General features: G+C 63.4%; 14 protein-coding genes. 9 read left to right on the top strand and 5 right to left on the bottom strand.

The window, feature by feature from the left end; genetic code table 11:
• Positions 1 to 37 precede the first annotated feature (37 nt).
• Both pdxR and AC3EML_RS07220 read left to right on the top strand, forming a co-directional pair.
• Positions 38 to 1,531, top strand: a complete 1,494-nt coding sequence (gene pdxR / locus AC3EML_RS07225) for a MocR-like pyridoxine biosynthesis transcription factor PdxR (RefSeq protein WP_023682059.1) — start codon at positions 38 to 40, stop codon at positions 1,529 to 1,531.
• 205 nt (positions 1,532 to 1,736) lie between these two features.
• Positions 1,737 to 3,341: a trimethylamine methyltransferase family protein gene (locus AC3EML_RS07220; RefSeq protein ID WP_352521633.1), complete on the top strand. Its 1,605-nt coding sequence runs from the start codon at positions 1,737 to 1,739 to the stop codon at positions 3,339 to 3,341.
• A gap of 17 nt (positions 3,342 to 3,358) precedes the next feature.
• Here AC3EML_RS07220 and AC3EML_RS07215 read toward each other — a convergent pair whose 3' ends face one another.
• Both AC3EML_RS07215 and AC3EML_RS07210 read right to left on the bottom strand, forming a co-directional pair.
• Positions 3,359 to 3,757 (bottom strand): hypothetical protein, encoded by a 399-nt coding sequence (locus AC3EML_RS07215; protein WP_023821503.1) that lies wholly within the window; start codon positions 3,755 to 3,757, stop codon positions 3,359 to 3,361.
• Between the two features lie 140 nt (positions 3,758 to 3,897).
• Positions 3,898 to 5,703, bottom strand: coding sequence for an IlvD/Edd family dehydratase (locus AC3EML_RS07210; RefSeq protein WP_023688786.1), 1,806 nt, complete (start codon positions 5,701 to 5,703; stop codon positions 3,898 to 3,900).
• A gap of 143 nt (positions 5,704 to 5,846) precedes the next feature.
• On the opposite strand from AC3EML_RS07210, the gene AC3EML_RS07205 reads away from it, so the two are divergent.
• Entirely contained in the window at positions 5,847 to 6,305 is a 459-nt protein-coding gene (locus AC3EML_RS07205; protein ID WP_352521632.1) for an SRPBCC family protein, read from the top strand.
• Positions 6,306 to 6,322: 17 nt separating this feature from the next.
• Here the strand turns inward: AC3EML_RS07205 and AC3EML_RS07200 are convergent, their stop codons facing one another.
• From AC3EML_RS07200 to AC3EML_RS07190, 3 genes are all read right to left on the bottom strand, one after another.
• Positions 6,323 to 7,513 carry an Mrp/NBP35 family ATP-binding protein gene (locus tag AC3EML_RS07200; RefSeq protein ID WP_023732480.1) on the bottom strand — a complete coding sequence of 397 codons (1,191 nt, stop codon included), beginning with the start codon at positions 7,511 to 7,513 and terminating at the stop codon, positions 6,323 to 6,325.
• Between the two features lie 77 nt (positions 7,514 to 7,590).
• A complete protein-coding gene (locus AC3EML_RS07195; protein WP_023828550.1) occupies positions 7,591 to 8,595 on the bottom strand; it encodes an inorganic phosphate transporter in 1,005 nt (334 codons plus the stop codon).
• Positions 8,596 to 8,598: 3 nt separating this feature from the next.
• Positions 8,599 to 9,240: a DUF47 domain-containing protein gene (locus AC3EML_RS07190; protein WP_023673429.1), complete on the bottom strand. Its 642-nt coding sequence runs from the start codon at positions 9,238 to 9,240 to the stop codon at positions 8,599 to 8,601.
• 158 nt (positions 9,241 to 9,398) lie between these two features.
• On the opposite strand from AC3EML_RS07190, the gene AC3EML_RS07185 reads away from it, so the two are divergent.
• From AC3EML_RS07185 to AC3EML_RS07160, 6 genes are all read left to right on the top strand, one after another.
• Complete coding sequence (locus AC3EML_RS07185; RefSeq protein ID WP_023688790.1) at positions 9,399 to 10,298, top strand: LysR family transcriptional regulator; 900 nt, start codon at positions 9,399 to 9,401, stop codon at positions 10,296 to 10,298.
• A gap of 194 nt (positions 10,299 to 10,492) precedes the next feature.
• Positions 10,493 to 10,972, top strand: a complete 480-nt coding sequence (locus AC3EML_RS07180; RefSeq protein ID WP_023738147.1) for a formate dehydrogenase subunit gamma — start codon at positions 10,493 to 10,495, stop codon at positions 10,970 to 10,972.
• Positions 10,969 to 12,525: a formate dehydrogenase beta subunit gene (locus tag AC3EML_RS07175; RefSeq protein WP_023828551.1), complete on the top strand. Its 1,557-nt coding sequence runs from the start codon at positions 10,969 to 10,971 to the stop codon at positions 12,523 to 12,525. The genes AC3EML_RS07180 and AC3EML_RS07175 overlap by 4 nt, the downstream gene beginning before the upstream one ends.
• A gap of 10 nt (positions 12,526 to 12,535) precedes the next feature.
• Complete coding sequence (fdhF, locus tag AC3EML_RS07170; RefSeq protein WP_023673425.1) at positions 12,536 to 15,448, top strand: formate dehydrogenase subunit alpha; 2,913 nt, start codon at positions 12,536 to 12,538, stop codon at positions 15,446 to 15,448.
• A gap of 349 nt (positions 15,449 to 15,797) precedes the next feature.
• Positions 15,798 to 16,628, top strand: coding sequence for a formate dehydrogenase accessory sulfurtransferase FdhD (gene fdhD / locus AC3EML_RS07165; protein ID WP_023731373.1), 831 nt, complete (start codon positions 15,798 to 15,800; stop codon positions 16,626 to 16,628).
• The gene (locus tag AC3EML_RS07160; protein ID WP_023673423.1) at positions 16,618 to 16,932 is read left to right on the top strand and encodes a formate dehydrogenase subunit delta; all 315 of its coding nucleotides are present in this window, start codon (positions 16,618 to 16,620) and stop codon (positions 16,930 to 16,932) included. Before fdhD ends, AC3EML_RS07160 begins: the two co-directional genes overlap by 11 nt.
• Positions 16,933 to 16,938 lie beyond the last annotated feature (6 nt).

Below are 16,938 nucleotides of genomic sequence, written 5' to 3'. Positions count from 1 at the left end.
CCAAGCAAAAAAGACTGGCCATCGAGGAACACCTTCCATGCCACAGCGTAACGACACGGCCATATGGTCCGGCCTGTTCCGGATTTCGGCGGAATCGGGCCAGACCCTGCAGGCGCAGATCCGTCAGGCGATCGTCGCCGCCATTCTCGACCGGCAGATCGCCGCTTCGATGCCGCTTCCGTCCTGCCGCATCCTGGCTGAAAAACTCGGCGTCGCGCGCGGCACTGTGGTGCTGGCGTTCCAGCAATTGGTCGATCAGGGATTCCTGGTGGCGCGCGAACGGCGCGGCCATTTCGTCAATCCGGATGTGCTGGCCACCCCCGCCAAGCCGCACCAGAAGGCGCCCGACCAGCAGAACGAGATCGACTGGAAGGCACGCCGGCAGATCGCCGCCAGCGATATGCCGCCACCGGCCAAGCACGACAACTGGATCAAGTCGTCCTACCCCTTCGTCTACGGCCAGTTCGACCCGGCGCTGTTCCCGACAGCCGAATGGCGTGAGTGCAACCGCATGGCGCTGGCCGTGCTCGAAATCCGCAACTGGGCCTCCGACATGGTCGATCGCGACGATCCGCTCTTGATCGAGCAGATCCAGGCGCGGCTGTTGCCGCGGCGCGGCATCTTCGCCAATCCGGACGAGATCATCGTCACGCTCGGCGCCCAGAACGCGCTCTATATGCTGGCGACACTGCTGATGACAAAGGGCTCCAAGGTCGCGATGGAAGACCCGGGATACCCCGACGCGCGCTCGATCTTCCGCCTGGCAGGCGCCGAAATCCAGCCGGTTCCGGTCGATCAGTCCGGCATCGTCACCTCGTCCATCCCCAACGATTCCGGCTTTGTCTTCGTCACCCCCAGCCACCATTGCCCGACCATGGTGCCGCTGGCGGCAGAGCGGCGGCAGGACCTTCTGGCGCGCGCCAACCGCCACAACCAGATCATCATCGAGGACGGCTATGACAGCCAGCTTCTCGACGAGGCGCCGCAGCAGGCGCTGAAGAGCCTCGATCGCTCGGGTCGCGTCGTCTATGTCGGCTCGATGTCGAAGACGCTGGCTCCGGGCCTGCGGCTTGGCTACATCGTCGCTTCGGCTGGACTAATCTCCGAGCTTAGGGCGCTGCGCCGCTTCATGCTCAGGCACCCGCCGGCCAACAACCAGCGCGCGGTCGCGCTGTTCCTGTCGCTCGGCCATCACGAGGCGCTGGTGCGGCGGCTGTCGTCGGCCTTCGACGAGCGGCGCAAGCGTCTGGTCCATGCGATTTCCGCATTCCTGCCGGAATGGCGCTCGACCGATTCCGCCGGCGGCACATCGCTCTGGCTGGAAGGCCCGCGCGGCACCGATTCACGTGGACTGGCCGAGGCCGCGGCCTCGCGCAGCGTCATCATCGAGCCGGGCGATCGCTTCTTCGATCGCACCGAAAAGCCGTCGCGTTTCATGCGCTTGGGCATTTCCTCGATCGCACTGCAGCACATCGAGCCGGGTATTCGCGAGCTCGCGACCGCAGCCGGACGCAGGCCCGCTGCAGCCTGACTTGCCTGTGCCGGGGCTTTGAACAGCCCGGCCCTTGGCATGATCACCAACATTCTGCATTAGCTCTCTGGCATACTCGGCTGCATTGACTGGCCCATAGGCTGGGCCAATGGCAACGGCATAGTCGGCTGACAGAGGGACGAAGCAAGCCGACGGTGGACCAATCATCGCGTCGTGTTTCGCAAGCTAAAGGTGGAGTGCCCCCATGTCAGTGGCTGTTGAGAAGCAGGATGCGGCTCCTAAAGATACATCAGCCGACCAGCGTTCGCGACGATCCGGCGGGCGCGAAGCGCGCCGCGCCATGCGGGCAGCACCTTTGGCCGACGACATCAGGCCGGTACGTGCCGGGCTTGAAGGCGGCAGTTACGGCCCGCTCAACCGGAACGACCAGGAGCGCATCCATGAAGCGGTGCTGACGCTGCTGGAGACCGTCGGCTTCGCCAATGCCATTCCCTCCTGCATCGAGGCTCTGACCGGGGTCGGCGCCGTCTATGGCGATGACGGCCGCGTCCGTTTCCCACGTGGGCTTGTGATGGACACGATCAGACGAGCCGCGCGAAATTTTACGCTGCACGGCCAGGACCCCAGGCATGACATGCTGATCCAGGGCAAGCGTGTGCATTACGGCACGGCGGGTGCGGCGGTGCATCTGGTCGATGTCGAAAAGCGCGAATACCGCGAGTCGCTGGTGCAGGACATTTACGACGCCGCTCGCCTCGTCGAAGGGCTCGACAACATCCATTTCTTCCAGCGGCCGATGGTGCCGCGCGACATTCCCGATCCGCTCGAAATGGACTTCAACACGCTCTACGCCTGCGTGATGGGCACGTCTAAGCATGTCGGCACCTCGTTCACGGTGCGCGAGAACGTGCAGCCGGCGCTGGAAATGCTTTATGCGATCGCCGGCGGCGAGGAGAACTTTCGCGCCCGGCCGTTCGTATCCAATTCCAACTGCTTCGTCGTGCCGCCGATGAAATTCGCCGAGGACGCCTGCGGCGTGCTCGAAGCCTGCGTCGAAGGCGGCATTCCGATCCTGCTTCTATCGGCCGGCCAGGCCGGCGCCACCGCTCCGGCGGCAATTGCCGGCGCTGTGGTGCAAGCGGTGGCCGAAGTGCTGGTCGGCCTCATCTACGTCAACGCCATCAAGCCCGGGCATCCGGCGATCTTCGGCACCTGGCCGTTCGTCTCCGACCTCAGGACCGGCGCCATGTCGGGCGGCTCGGCCGAGCAGGCAGTGTTGACTTCGGCCTGTGCGCAGATGGCGCAGTTCTACGATCTGCCGGGCGGTTCGGCCGCCGGCATGACGGATTCGAAACTGCCCGACATCCAGTCCGGCTATGAAAAGGGCATCACCGATGTGATGGCCGGTCTTGCCGGCCTCAACTTGGTCTATGAATCGGCGGGTATGCATGCCTCGCTGCTCGGCTTTTGCCTGGAGAGCCTGATCATCGACAATGACATGCTGGGCCACTGCCTGCGCTGCGTGCGCGGCATCGAAGTGACCGACGAAGCGCTGTCGATCGACACCATCACCGAAGTCTGCATGAATGGCCCAGGCCACTATCTCGGCAATGAGCAGACGCTGCGCCTGATGCAGACGGAGTATTTCTATCCTGCCGTCGGCGACCGCTTTTCGCCCAAGGAATGGAACGAGAAGGGCCGGCCCGACATCTTGCAGCGGGCGATCATCGAAAAGAAGCGCGTGCTGGCCGAGCGCTTCCCGCGCCATGTGCCGAAGCTGCTCGACGACAAATTGCGTGCCCGCTTCGGCGAGATGATCAAGCTGCCACGCAGCGGCATGGGCGGGTAAGCTTCACCTTACGAAGGTCAGTCCGCACTTAGCCCAAAGCGCTCGACGACTTCGGCGCTGATCAGCTTGCCATGCAGCGCCATCAACACGATCTGGGCATCCAGGCTGTCGCCGGTTTCAAGCGCAGCCTCGATGCGGCGCTCAGCCTCCAGCCGCCGCTCCGGCCCATTGGCCTGCTCGAAGGTTTGTGGGCCCGCGATGCAAAAGCCGAACAGCTGCGCCACGGACCGGTAGGCGTCAGGCGGCGGCTCGTCCGGCCAATGATCCTTCATCAAATTGACGATGGTGAGCTTTACCCCCTCGGGAACAAGCGCCGGATGAAGATCGGCGCCGCGCAGCGCGTTGTCCAGTTCCCGCAAATCACCCGAGCGGCCGAACATGCCGAGGAAACCGAGGGAAGAGCGCCGTTTAGTCATTGATGGGTGTTATCCCTTGTGCAGGACCTATCGACACGACGTATCTGTAGACTTGGCCCAATCGATACAAGAGCGTTGCCATGAGAAAAGGCGGCCTGCCCGATGGCAAGCCGCCTTCGATTTCACCAAACTTGCAACGCTCAGTGGTTGTCCCTCGGCACGCCGCTGGTGTGCGCGACGTCCTGGTATTTCACCGCCGGCTTCAGCACCATGCCCTCCGAGAACTGGTCGACCATGGAGCGCTGGATCTCCTGCCATGGCGTCTGATGCTTGGGATAATGATAGCCGCCATCGACCTGCAGTTCGGCACGGCGGCGCGTGATTTCCTCGTCGGTGACGAGGATGTTGGCAGTGCCTTTCCGTAAATCGATGCGCACACGGTCGCCGGTCTTGAGCAGCGCCAGGCCGCCGCCAATGGCGGCCTCCGGCGAAGCGTTGAGGATAGACGGCGAGCCGGATGTGCCCGACTGGCGGCCATCGCCGATGCAGGCCAGCGCGTGAATGCCCTTCTTGATGAGATAGGCCGGCGGCTGCATGTTGACGACCTCGGCGCCGCCGGGATAGCCGATTGGGCCAGCGCCGCGCATGAACAGGATGGTGTGCTCGTCGATGCCTTGCGCCGGATCGTCGATGCGGGCGTGGTAGTCCTCGGGACCATCGAAGACCATGGCGTTGCCCTCGAAGGCTTCCGGGTCGTTCGGGTTGGAGAGATAGCGTTCGCGGAATTCCGGCGAGATGCCGCTCATCTTCATGATTGCGGAATCGAACAGATTGCCGCTGAGATTGATGAAGCCGGCATTGGCCTTCAGCGGCTCGGCGACGGTGCGGATGACGTCGGTGTTCTCGTTGGCGACATCCTTGCAATTGTCGCCGATCGATTTCCCGTTGACGGTCATCGCTTCGGGATAAGGCAGCAGCTTGGCCTTCATCAGTTCGGCCACCACAGCCGGCACGCCGCCGGCATGATGATAGTCCTCGCCGAGATATTCGCCCGATGGCTGCAGATTGACGATGAGCGGCACATGGAGGCCGACCGTCTGCCAGTCGTCATTGGTGAGCGGCACGCCGAGATGGCGGGCAATCGCGTTGAGGTGGATCGGCGCGTTGGTCGAGCCGCCAATCGCCGAATTGACGACAATGGCGTTCTCGAACGCCTTGCGCGTCATGATGTCGGATGGCTTCAGATCCTCATGCACCATCTCGACGATGCGCTTGCCCGTCTCATAGGAGATCTGGCCGCGCTCGCGGTAGGGTGCCGGAATGGCAGCCGAGCCCGGCAATTGCATGCCGAGCGCCTCGGCCAGCGAGTTCATCGTGGTGGCGGTGCCCATGGTGTTGCAATAGCCGGTCGACGGCGCCGATGAGGCGACGATGTCCATGAACTCGTCATAGTCGATCTCGCCGGCCGAGAGGCGCTGGCGCGATTCCCAGACGATGGTGCCCGATCCCGTGCGCTTGCCCTTGTGCCAGCCATTGAGCATCGGTCCGACCGAAAGTGCTATGGCCGGAATATTGACGGTGGCCGCCGCCATCAGCAGCGCCGGCGTGGTTTTGTCGCAGCCGATGGTCAGCACGACGCCGTCGAGCGGATAGCCGTAGAGCACTTCGACTAGGCCGAGGTAGGCAAGGTTGCGGTCGAGTGCCGCGGTCGGGCGCTTGCCGGTCTCCTGGATCGGATGGCACGGGAATTCGAAGGGGATGCCGCCCATCGAGACGATGCCTTCGCGCACGCGCTTGGCGAGCTCGATATGGTGGCGGTTGCATGGCGACAGATCCGAGCCGGTCTGGGCGATGCCGATCAGCGGCTTGCCCGACATCAGCTCGGCCCGCGTCAGGCCATAGTTCAGGTAGCGCTCGAGGTAGAGCGCGGTCATGCCTGGATTGTCGGGATTGTCGAACCACTCCTGCGAGCGAAATTTCTTCTTTCCGGTGGGGGCGCCTGCCATCATGGTCTCCGTATTTGTAAGACAAATCGATATGGCAACGCGCGGAAGCAGGCAAGAGGGCGCACCGTCGCAACCGGACTTTGGTGCGATAGACACAGACCAGACCGTGCGTTAGGCCTTCGAAGTCTGTCCGGGAGGTGTCGATGGCTTTGGTGATCGAAGGCGAGGAACGCATTGCCGCCCCCCTGCAGAAAGTGTGGGACGCGCTGAACGATCCGAAGGTTTTGCAGGCGACCATTCCCGGCTGCCAGCACCTGGAGATGAAATCGCCGACCGAAATGGCGGCGACGGTGGTGTTGAAGATCGGACCGATCAAGGCGACATTCAACGGCGAGGTGACGTTGAAGAACCTGAAGCCGCCGCACTCCTACACCATCCAGGGCGAGGGCAAGGGCGGTATTGCCGGCTTCGCCAAGGGTGGCGCCGACGTGACGCTGACGGCGGACGGGCCGGATGCGACGGTCCTCAAATACGCGGCCAAAGCCGAAGTCGGCGGCAAGATCGCCCAACTCGGCAGCCGGCTCATCGATTCGACTTCGAAGAAGCTGGCCTTGCAGTTCTTTTCAAGCTTTGGCGAGAAGGTGGGTTCCCCTCCCCCTTGAGGGGAGGGATATCCGAGCTACTCGAACACGATGTTCGGCACCGCCGCTTCGGCCGCGCCGCGTTCTTCGTTGACCCGGTCCCAGACCTTCGAAGCAATATCGCGGTAAATCTTCGCCTCGGGGCTGTCGGGCTTCGACGCCACCACGGGCGAGCCTTCATCAGAACTTTCGCGAATGCCCATTTCCAGCGGCACTTCGCCGAGGAAGGTTACGCCGAGTCGCTCGGCCTCGCGCCGCGCCCCGCCATGGCCAAAGATGTCGTAGCGCTTGCCGGTATCGGGTGCTATGAAATAGCTCATGTTCTCGACGATGCCGAGCAGCGGCACGTCGACCTTCTTGAACATATTCAATCCCTTGCGGGCGTCGATCAGCGCCAGGTCCTGCGGCGTCGAGACGATGACGGCGCCGGCCAGGGGCACCTGCTGGGCCATAGTCAGCTGCGCGTCGCCGGTGCCGGGCGGCATGTCGACGACGAGCACGTCGAGGCGGCCCCATTCGACCTCGCGCAGCATCTGCGTCAGCGCCGACATCACCATCGGACCGCGCCAGATCATCGGCGTCTCCTCGTCGACGAGGAAGCCCATCGACATCACCTTAAGGCCGTAATTCTCCATCGGTTTCAGGATCTTGCCGTCGACGGTCTGCGGCCGGCCATGGATGTTGAGCAGCCTGGGCATGGACGGCCCATAAATATCGGCATCGAGCACGCCGACACGCAAACCGTTGGCGGCGAGGCCAAGCGCGATGTTGACAGCGGTGGTCGACTTGCCGACGCCGCCCTTGCCGGACGCCACCGCGATGATCGCCTCGATGCCGGGCACGCCGCGCTTGCCCGAGCTTTGCGAGGCCGGGGCGTGCGGGGCTGGAGAGTGTGGAGCTGGGCGCGGCGCGGCTGGCGCAGCCGGCGGTGCGGGCCTGGGCGCGGGACGCGACGCAACCGGAGCCTCCATGCCGCCGCCCTTCTTCTCCGCCGTCAGCGCGACGACGGCGCCGGCGACACCAGGGATCGCCTTGACGACACGCTCGGCTGCGGCGCGCAGCGGCTCCATCTCCTGTGCGCGGGCGGCGGGAACGGTGATCGAGAAAAACACTTTCGAATCGGCGATGAAAATCTCCGAAACCATGCCGAGGTCGACGATGTTGCCGGTGAAGTCCGGCCCGTTGACCGTCTTCAGACGCTCGGTGACGATTTCCTTGGTGACGGACATGCATTATTCCCTAAGGCGTTTGGCTGCGGCTCAGATAGTGCAGATTGGCAGCGACTCCAAGCACCACGGTGTCCGCCTCACCTTGCCAGGCCAACCGCAAGGTAGGTGAGCGCCGAAATTGCAGCCGTGGCCGGCAAGGTGACGATCCAGGCGATGACGATGTTGCCGGCAACGCCCCAGCGCACGGCCGAGACGCGACGGGCGGCGCCGACACCGATGATGGCCCCGGTGATCGTATGGGTGGTCGACACGGGAACGCCGAGCCAAGTGGCGGCAAACAGGGTGATGGCGCCGCCGGTCTCGGCGCAGAAGCCCTGCATCGGATTCAGCCGGGTGATCTTCGAGCCCATCGTGTGAACGATGCGCCAGCCGCCGAACAAAGTGCCGAGCGCCAGTGCTGTCTGACAGGTGAGGACGACCCACAGCGGCACGTAGAACGTCCCGCCGAGCATACCTTGCGAATAGAGCAGCACGGCGATGATGCCCATGGTTTTCTGGGCGTCGTTGCCGCCGTGCCCTAGCGAATAAAGCGAGGCCGAAAAGAACTGCATGACGCGGAAGGTGCTGTCGACGGCGAACGGTGTCTGGCGCACGAACAGCCAGGAAACGGCCAGGATCAGGACCAGCGCCAGAACAAACCCTGTCGCCGGCGACACGACGATTGCGGCGACCGTCTTGCCAAGCCCGGTCCAGACGATGGCGCCGGGCCCAGCCTTTGCAACGCCGGCGCCGACGAGCCCGCCGATCAGGGCATGCGAACTGCTGGACGGGATGCCGGCAATCCAGGTGACGATGTTCCAGACGATGGCGCCAACGAGCGCCGAGAAGATCACCGCCGGCGTGACGATGCTGACGTCGACGATACCTTTTCCCACAGTTTCAGCCACGTGAAGGCCGAAGAACATGAAGGCGATGAAATTGAAGAAAGCCGCCCACAGGACCGCATATTGCGGTCTCAGCACGCGGGTGGAGACGATGGTGGCGATGGAGTTCGCTGCATCGTGCAGGCCGTTGAGGAAATCGAAAAACAGCGCGACGGCGACAAGGCCGATCAGCACGGGAAAGGCGATGGTGGCTTCCATTGCCTAAACGTTCTCGATGACGATGCCGCTGATCTCGTTGGCGACGTCCTCAAAGCGGTCGACCACCTTCTCCAGCTGGCCGTAGATCTCCGAGCCGATCAGGTAGGCCATCGGATCGCTGCGGCCATGCCGCTTGAACAGGTCCTTCAATCCCTGCTCATGCAGATCGTCGGCGCGGCTTTCAACGCGCATCACCTCTTCGGCGATGGCGTTGAGGCGTACCGTGTGCGTGCCGACCTTGCTGAGCAGCGGGATCGCTTCGGCAACCAGCCTGGAGGCGGCAACGATGACGCCACCCATCTCCTGCATCAGCGGGTCGAATTCCTTCTTTTCGAACAGCTTCACCGTCTTGACGGTCTTGTGCATCATGTCGATGGCGTCATCCATCGACTGGATGAGGTCCTTGATGTCGCCGCGATCGAAAGGCGTGATGAAGGAACGCCGCACCGCCAGCAGGACTTCGGCCGTGATATGATCGGCCTCGTCCTCGAGATCGATGATCTTCTGGCACCAGCGATCGATGTCCTTGCCCTGCAGAAGCTGCTCCAGCGCCTCGGCGCCGCCGACCACGGTGCGGGAATGCCGTTCAAAGAGGTCGAAGAAGCGATCTTCGCGCGGCAAAAGCTTGCGGAACCAGCCCAGCATGTCCGATCTCCTCGTATTCCATCCAACCACATAGCGCCGTGTTCGGCCGGGGGAAACAGCCAGCCGGCCCAAAGATGTGGATGCATGGCCAATTGCGGGTAGAGCTTGCGGCGAAAGGCAATTTCCCCGACCTTGCGCGCAACGAACGGACGGATGGTATGATCGACAAGCTCGAATTCTTCATCGCGCTGGCCAAGGAGGAGCATTTCGGCCGGGCGGCGGAAGCGTGCGGCGTCACGCAGCCGACCTTGTCGGCCGGGATCAAGCAGCTGGAGGGCCAGCTCGGCGTCATGCTGGTCAATCGCGGTTCGCGCTTTCAGGGGCTGACGCCGGAAGGCAAGCAGGTGCTGGTGTGGGCGCGTCGCATCGTCGGCGATTCCAGGACCATGCGCGAAGAGATGCGGGCGGCGCGACATGGCCTGTCCGGGCGTATCCGTATTGCCGCCATCCCAACCGCCCTCGCCATGGTGGCGCGGCTTACGACGCCATTTCGCGAGAAGCATCCGGGCGTCACCTTCTCTATCCTGTCGCGCACCTCGATCGAGGTGTTGTCGCTGCTCGGCAATTTCGACGTCGATGCCGGCATCACCTATCTCGACAACGAGCCTCTCGGACGGGTGACCAGCGTGCCGCTCTATGACGAGCGCTACCAGCTGATCACGGCGGTCGGAAATCCCTATTCGGATCGCGACAAAGTGACATGGGCCGAAATCAGCCAGCTGCCGCTCTGCTTGTTGACGCCGGACATGCAGAACCGCCGCATCATCGACCAGCATCTGGCCGAGGCCGGCGTGCAGGTGCGGCCGACACTGGAATCCAACTCGATGATCGTGCTGTTCTCCCACATACGGACAGGCAAATGGTCGTCGATCATGCCGCTCAACCTGGCGGAAACATTCGGTTTTTCCGAGCCGATCCGGGCCATTCCGATCGTCGAACCGGATGCCAGCCACACGGTCGGGCTGGTCGCCGCGCCGCGCGAACCGCACACGCCGCTGGTGCAGGCGCTGCTGGACGAGGCGATGGCGCTAGCAGACGATTTCCGCGCCAATCGCTGAGCTAGTCATAACTGGTCAATCGGCGCGATAGAAATTTTCTATCGTGCAACGAAACCGCTTTATTGATTTCAGAGGTTTTCTCTGATTTCTTAAGCACTTAGCGATTAAGCGGCGTAGGCATGTCGTTGTTCCAAAACCGCTTCATGCTTTTGGACGATTATATGCATCGATCGCTACGATAGGGAGGGCGCTGCGTGACGATGCAGCCTGCAAGTACCGAGATACAGTCGCGCACGGCGGCGATCATCCAGGAGTTGAAGGGCCTCGAAGGCCCCCTGCTGCCGATCCTGCACGAGATCCAGGAAGAATTTGGCCACGTGCCGCAGGACGCCGTGCCCGTCATCGCCGATGGGCTGAACCTGTCGAGGGCCGAAGTGCATGGCGTCGTGACCTTCTATCATGATTTCCGTGCCCGGCCGGCTGGCCGGCATGTGCTCAAGCTCTGCCAGGCGGAAGCCTGCCAGTCGATGGGTTCGGATGCGATCGCCGCAAAGGTCAAGCAGTTGTTGGGCATCGATTTCCATGAGACCACCCGCGACGGATCGGTTACACTTGAGCCTGTCTATTGCCTCGGGCTGTGCGCCTGTTCACCGTCGGCGATGCTGGATGGTGAGGTGATCGGGCGGCTCGATGACGAGAAGATCGAAGAGATCGTCGCGGAGGTACGCTCATGATCCCGCGCATCTACATTCCAGGTGACTCCGGCGCGCTGGCGCTCGGCGCCGAAAAGGTCGCCAAGGCTGTTCGTGCGGAACTGGCTGAACGGGGCGTCGAGGCCAAGATCGTCCGCAACGGCTCGCGCGGCGCCTATTTCCTCGAACCGATGGTCGAGGTCGCGACCGAAAAGGGGCGCGTCGCTTACGGGCCGGTCAAGCCCTCAGACGTCAAGAGCCTGTTCGACAGCGGCTTTCTCACCGGCGGGCATCACAAGCGCTGGCTGGGCGCGCCCGACAAAATCCCGTTCCTGGCCAAGCAGACGCGCCTGACCTTTGCGCGTTGCGGCATCAACGACCCGCTATCGCTCGATGCCTACAAGTCACTGGGCGGGCTCAAGGGCCTGCAGAACGGGGTGGCCATGGCGCCGCTCGACATCGTCAAACAGGTCACGGAATCGGGCTTGCGCGGCCGAGGCGGCGCCGGCTTCCCGACCGGCATCAAGTGGAAGACGGTGCTCGATACGACATCTGACCGCAAATACATCGTCTGCAATGCCGACGAGGGCGACAGCGCCACCTTTGCCGACCGCATGATTATGGAGGGCGACCCCTTCGTGCTCATCGAAGGCATGACGATTGCCGGCATCGCCACCGGCGCGACCAAGGGGTTCGTCTATATCCGCTCGGAATATCCGCATGCGGTGGCTGTCATGAACAAGGCTGTCGAGGTCGCCCGCAAGGCAGGCGTGCTCGGCGTCAGCGTGCTGGGTTCGCCCAACGCCTTCGACATGGAAATCCGCGTCGGCGCCGGCGCCTATGTCTGCGGCGAGGAAACGTCGCTGCTGAACAGCCTTGAAGGCAAGCGCGGCGTGGTGCGAGCCAAGCCACCGCTGCCGGCAATCCAGGGTCTGTTCGGCAAGCCGACGGTGATCAACAACGTCATCAGCCTAGCCTCCGTGCCCATCATCATGGACAAGGGTGCTGCCTTCTACAAGGATTTCGGCATGGGCCGCTCGCGCGGCACGATCCCGATACAGATCGCCGGCAACGTCAAGTTCGGCGGCCTGTTCGAGGCGGCGTTCGGCATGACGCTGGGCGAGATCGTCGACGATATCGGCGGCGGTACGGCCACAGGTCGCCCGGTGAAGGCGGTGCAGGTCGGCGGCCCGCTCGGCGCCTATTTCCCGCGCGGCCTGTTCGACACGCCGTTCGACTACGAAGAGTTCGCGAAGCGCGACGGGCTGATCGGCCATGCCGGCATCACCGTGTTCGACGACACGGCCGACATGCTGAAGCAGGCGCGCTTTGCCATGGAGTTCTGCGCCATCGAAAGCTGCGGCAAGTGCACGCCCTGCCGCATCGGCTCGATACGCGGGGTGGAGACCATCGACCGGCTTGCCGCCGGCATCGAGCCGGAGAAGAACCTGGCACTGGTCACCGATCTCTGCAACACGATGAAGTTCGGATCGCTCTGCGCGCTGGGCGGCTTCACGCCCTATCCGGTGATGAGCTCGATCACCCATTTCCCCGAAGATTTCAAGCCCGCGCCGGCGCGCGTGGCTGCTGAATAGGAGCTGGCAGATGAATATCAAGGCCGACTTCCCGACACTCATCGAAGAACTCGATTACGGAACCCCGGAATCGAAGGCGCAAAAGCAGGTTACGCTGATCGTCGACGGCCGCAGCATCAGCGTGCCGGAGGGTACGTCGATCATGCGCGCGGCGATGGAAGGCGGGGTCGAGATCCCAAAACTCTGCGCCACGGACATGCTGGACTCGTTCGGCTCCTGCCGCGTCTGCCTGGTCGAGATCGACGGGCGCGGCGGCACGCCGGCATCCTGCACGACCCCCGTCGGCGAAGGCATGGTGGTGCGCACGCAATCCGAGCGGCTCGACGCCATCCGCCGCGGTGTCATGGAGCTTTACGTCTCCGACCACCCGACCGGCTGGAACGAGAAGGCCGGCACCGGCGCCAGCGAGTTCGACGTTGTGGCGAAATCGGTCGGCCTGACCGAGAACCGCTTCGGCATTGAGGGCCGCAACCACGTCAAGCAGGAAAACGGCGTCGCGCCCGGCCATGGCTCGCTGGCGGTCGACTACATCGCCCGCGACGAGTCCAACCCCTATTTCACCTATGATCCGGCGCAATGTATCGTCTGCTCGCGCTGCGTGCGGGCCTGCGAGGAGGTGCAGGGCACCTTCGCGCTGACGATCGAGGGCCGCGGTTTCGAATCGCGCATGGTCGCCGGCATGCACGAGGATTTCATCGCCTCCGAATGCGTGTCCTGCGGCGCCTGCGTGCAGGCCTGTCCGACCGATGCGCTGCGTGAAAAGACCGTGCTTGAGAAAGGCATGCCCGAGCGTTCCGCTGTCACCACCTGCGCCTATTGCGGCGTCGGCTGCTCGTTCAAGGCCGAAGTGAAGGACGACGAAGTCATTCGCATGATGCCCTACAAGGACGGCAAGGCGAACCACGGCCACTCCTGCGTGAAGGGCCGTTTCGCCTATGGCTATGCCACCCACAAGGACCGCATCCTGTCGCCTATGATCCGGGAAAAGGTCAGCGATCCCTGGCGCGAGGTGAGTTGGGAAGAGGCCATCGCCCATACGGCCAAGGAATTCCGCCGTATCCAGTATCAATACGGCCGCACCTCGATCGGCGGTATCACGTCCTCGCGCTGCACGAATGAAGAGACCTATCTCGTCCAGAAGCTGGTGCGCCAAGGCTTCCGCAACAACAATGTCGACACTTGCGCGCGCGTCTGCCACTCGCCGACCGGCTACGGCCTCGGCCAGACCTATGGCACCTCGGCCGGCACGCAGGATTTCGATTCCGTCGATTTCACCGATGTCGCCGTCATCATCGGCGCCAATCCGGCTTCCGCGCACCCGGTGTTCGCCTCGCGGCTGAAAAAGCGGCTGCGCCAGGGCGCCAAGCTGATCGTGCTCGATCCGCGCCGCACCGAAATGGTCAAGTCGGCGCATATCGAGGCCGACTATCACCTGCCGCTGAAGCCCGGCACCAACGTGGCGGTGCTGACGGCGCTGGCGCATGTCATCGTTACCGAAGGGCTTTTCGACGAAGCCTTCATCCGCGATCGCTGCGACTGGGCGGAGTTCCAGGATTGGGCTTCTTTCGTCGCCTTGCCGGAAAACAGCCCCGAAATCGTGGGCAAGCTGTCCGGCGTCGATCCCGAACTGATCCGAGGTGCTGCACGGCTCTATGCCAAGGGCGGCAATGGCGCGATTTATTACGGCCTCGGCGTGACCGAACACAGCCAGGGTTCGACCACGGTTATGGCTATCGCCAACCTTGCCATGGCGACCGGCAATATCGGCCGCCCGGGCGTCGGGGTGAATCCGCTGCGCGGCCAGAACAACGTGCAGGGTTCCTGCGACATGGGCTCGTTCCCGCATGAACTGCCGGGCTACCGCCACATCTCCGGCGAGGCGGTGCGCGACATCTATGAGACGTTGTGGGGGGTGAAGCTCGACGACGAACCGGGCCTGCGCATCCCCAACATGCTGGATGCCGCCGTCGACGGATCCTTCAAGGGCATCTACATCCAGGGCGAGGACATCCTGCAATCCGACCCTGATACCAAGCATGTCGCGGCCGGCCTGGCGGCGATGGAATGCGTCGTCGTGCACGACCTGTTCCTCAACGAGACAGCTAACTACGCGCATGTCTTCCTGCCGGGCTCGACCTTCCTGGAAAAGGACGGCACCTTCACCAATGCCGAGCGCCGCATCAACATGGTGCGCAAGGTGCTGGAGCCGAAGGCGCGCTATGCCGACTGGGAAGCGACACAGGAGCTTGCCCGCGCGATCGGGCTGGATTGGAACTACCAGCATCCCTCCGAAATCATGGACGAGATCGCCAAAACGACGCCAAGCTTCGCCGGCGTCTCTTTCGATCTGCTCGACCGTGTCGGATCGGTGCAATGGCCCTGCAACGAGAAGGCGCCGCTCGGCACGCCGATCATGCATATCGACGGCTTCGTGCGCGGCAAGGGCAAGTTCATCCGCACAGAATATGTGGCGACCGACGAGCGGACCGGGCCGCGTTTCCCGTTGCTGCTGACCACCGGTCGCATCCTCAGCCAGTACAATGTCGGTGCACAGACAAGGCGCACCGAAAACGTCATGTGGCACTCGGAGGACCGGCTGGAGATCCATCCGCACGATGCCGAGAACCGCGGCCTGCGCGATGGCGACTGGGTGCGGCTGACCAGCCGTTCGGGTGAGACGACGCTGCGTGCGCTGATCACCGACCGGGTGTCGCCAGGTGTGGTCTACACAACGTTCCACCATCCCGACACGCAGGCCAACGTCATCACCACCGACTTCTCGGACTGGGCGACCAACTGCCCGGAGTACAAGGTGACCGCGGTGCAGGTCGGCGCCTCCAACGGGCCTTCGGACTGGCAGCGCGATTATAACGAGCAGGCCGAGCAGAGCCGCCGCATCGCAAAGCTGGAAGCGGCGGAGTAGTCTTGCCACGGCGTTCGACAATAAGAGCTTCAATCTTGACGGTTGGTCGACCCCTACTCCGTCAGGAAGGACGCGAGCTTATGCCGCCTGGCGCCTTTCTTCTCCCTCCGGAGGGGGGAGAGGTGGCGCCGCGAAGCGGCGACGGAGTGGGGGAAGCCGGCCCCGCAACACGCAGCCGTCGAAAGTCGCGCACAACCCAAAGAGCAGGCAAACCGGCCTATCTGGCGAGCAGTCGACCCCCACTCCGTCAAGCTTCGCTTGACACCTCTCCCCCGGTCGACGGGGGAGAGGAAAGGCGCGAGCCTCCACAGCTACTGCTAAGGACGAACAGGGCAGAGGGGCGCGCCTCGTGACCCGCAAACGCCAAGCCACCACCCAAATCTCTCGCCTTGCCCACCGCGCCAGCGGCACGACATCGGCCAACCGCATGGTGCCGGAGGAGACGCCGGTGGCGTTCTCCTTTGCCGGCACCACCCATGCGGTGATGATGGCGAGCCCGGCCGATTTCGAGGATTTCGCGCTCGGCTTCTCGCTGACCGAAGGCATCATCGCGTTGCCTGACGAGATAGAGGCGATCGAGGTCGAGGACCATGGCGCCGGGATCGATATCCAGATCCGGTTGAAGGACCAGGCCAATACGCGCTTCGAGGCGCGACGCAGGCGATTGGCCGGTCCGGTCGGCTGTGGGCTATGCGGCATCGAATCGATCGAGGAAGCGATGCGCTCGGTCGACAAGGTTGGTGCGTCCAAGCTTACGCTTGAAGCCGACGATATCACCCGTTCGGTAAAGCTTTTGTCCAAGGTGCAGCCTCTGCATTCAGAAACCGGCGCCGTGCATGCAGCGGGCTTCTACATTCCCGGCAAAGGCATCGTCATGGCGCGCGAGGATGTCGGCCGGCACAATGCGCTGGACAAACTGGCCGGCGCGCTGGCCAAGGCCGGCATTGACGGTGCATCGGGCGCGGTGGTGGTGACATCACGCGTCTCGGTGGAGATGGTGCAGAAAACGGCGGCGATCGGCTCCGCCTTCATCATCGCCGTGTCGGCGCCGACAGCGCTCGCCATCCGCACCGCTGATGAGGCCGGCATGACACTGGTAGCGCTGGTGCGCGGCGATGATTTCGATGTTTTCACCCACCCGGAACGGGTGGTCTTGGGAGTTGCCCAGCATGTCGCATAACGAAGAACACATCACGAGCACCGGGGAAAAGCTGGTGCGCATGGCCAACCAGATCGCCGCCTTCTTCCATTCAAGGCCCCGCGAGGAAGGTGTGGCGGGCGTGGCCGAGCACATCAACAAGTTCTGGGAGCCCAGGATGCGCCGGCAGTTCTTCGAGATGCTGGACAGCGGCGGCGAAGGTTTTGACGAACTCGTCGTCGTGGCCTCGGCCAGGATCAAGCGGCCGAAGACCGAGGAGCAGGCCGATGTGAGCATCGGCTACGTCCAACCCACGGGTGCAGAGAGCGCCGCTCCCCAGAAATAGCCTCCC

It is taken from the genome of Mesorhizobium sp. P170090 (assembly GCF_057786115.1).
Note: the sequence above shows the minus strand (reverse complement) of the source record. Positions and strands in the feature narration are given on the sequence as shown.

Coding starts and splice junctions, on each gene's coding strand:
- AC3EML_RS07175 (WP_023828551.1), top strand. CDS start 10,969: ATGATCCCGCGCATCTACATTCCAGGTGACTCCGGCGCGCTGGCGCTC.
- AC3EML_RS07200 (WP_023732480.1), bottom strand. CDS start 7,513: ATGTCCGTCACCAAGGAAATCGTCACCGAGCGTCTGAAGACGGTCAAC.
- AC3EML_RS07210 (WP_023688786.1), bottom strand. CDS start 5,703: ATGGCAGGCGCCCCCACCGGAAAGAAGAAATTTCGCTCGCAGGAGTGG.
- AC3EML_RS07215 (WP_023821503.1), bottom strand. CDS start 3,757: ATGACTAAACGGCGCTCTTCCCTCGGTTTCCTCGGCATGTTCGGCCGC.
- fdhF (WP_023673425.1), top strand. CDS start 12,536: ATGAATATCAAGGCCGACTTCCCGACACTCATCGAAGAACTCGATTAC.
- AC3EML_RS07195 (WP_023828550.1), bottom strand. CDS start 8,595: ATGGAAGCCACCATCGCCTTTCCCGTGCTGATCGGCCTTGTCGCCGTC.
- AC3EML_RS07190 (WP_023673429.1), bottom strand. CDS start 9,240: ATGCTGGGCTGGTTCCGCAAGCTTTTGCCGCGCGAAGATCGCTTCTTC.
- AC3EML_RS07205 (WP_352521632.1), top strand. CDS start 5,847: ATGGCTTTGGTGATCGAAGGCGAGGAACGCATTGCCGCCCCCCTGCAG.
- pdxR (WP_023682059.1), top strand. CDS start 38: ATGCCACAGCGTAACGACACGGCCATATGGTCCGGCCTGTTCCGGATT.
- AC3EML_RS07160 (WP_023673423.1), top strand. CDS start 16,618: ATGTCGCATAACGAAGAACACATCACGAGCACCGGGGAAAAGCTGGTG.
- AC3EML_RS07185 (WP_023688790.1), top strand. CDS start 9,399: ATGATCGACAAGCTCGAATTCTTCATCGCGCTGGCCAAGGAGGAGCAT.
- AC3EML_RS07220 (WP_352521633.1), top strand. CDS start 1,737: ATGTCAGTGGCTGTTGAGAAGCAGGATGCGGCTCCTAAAGATACATCA.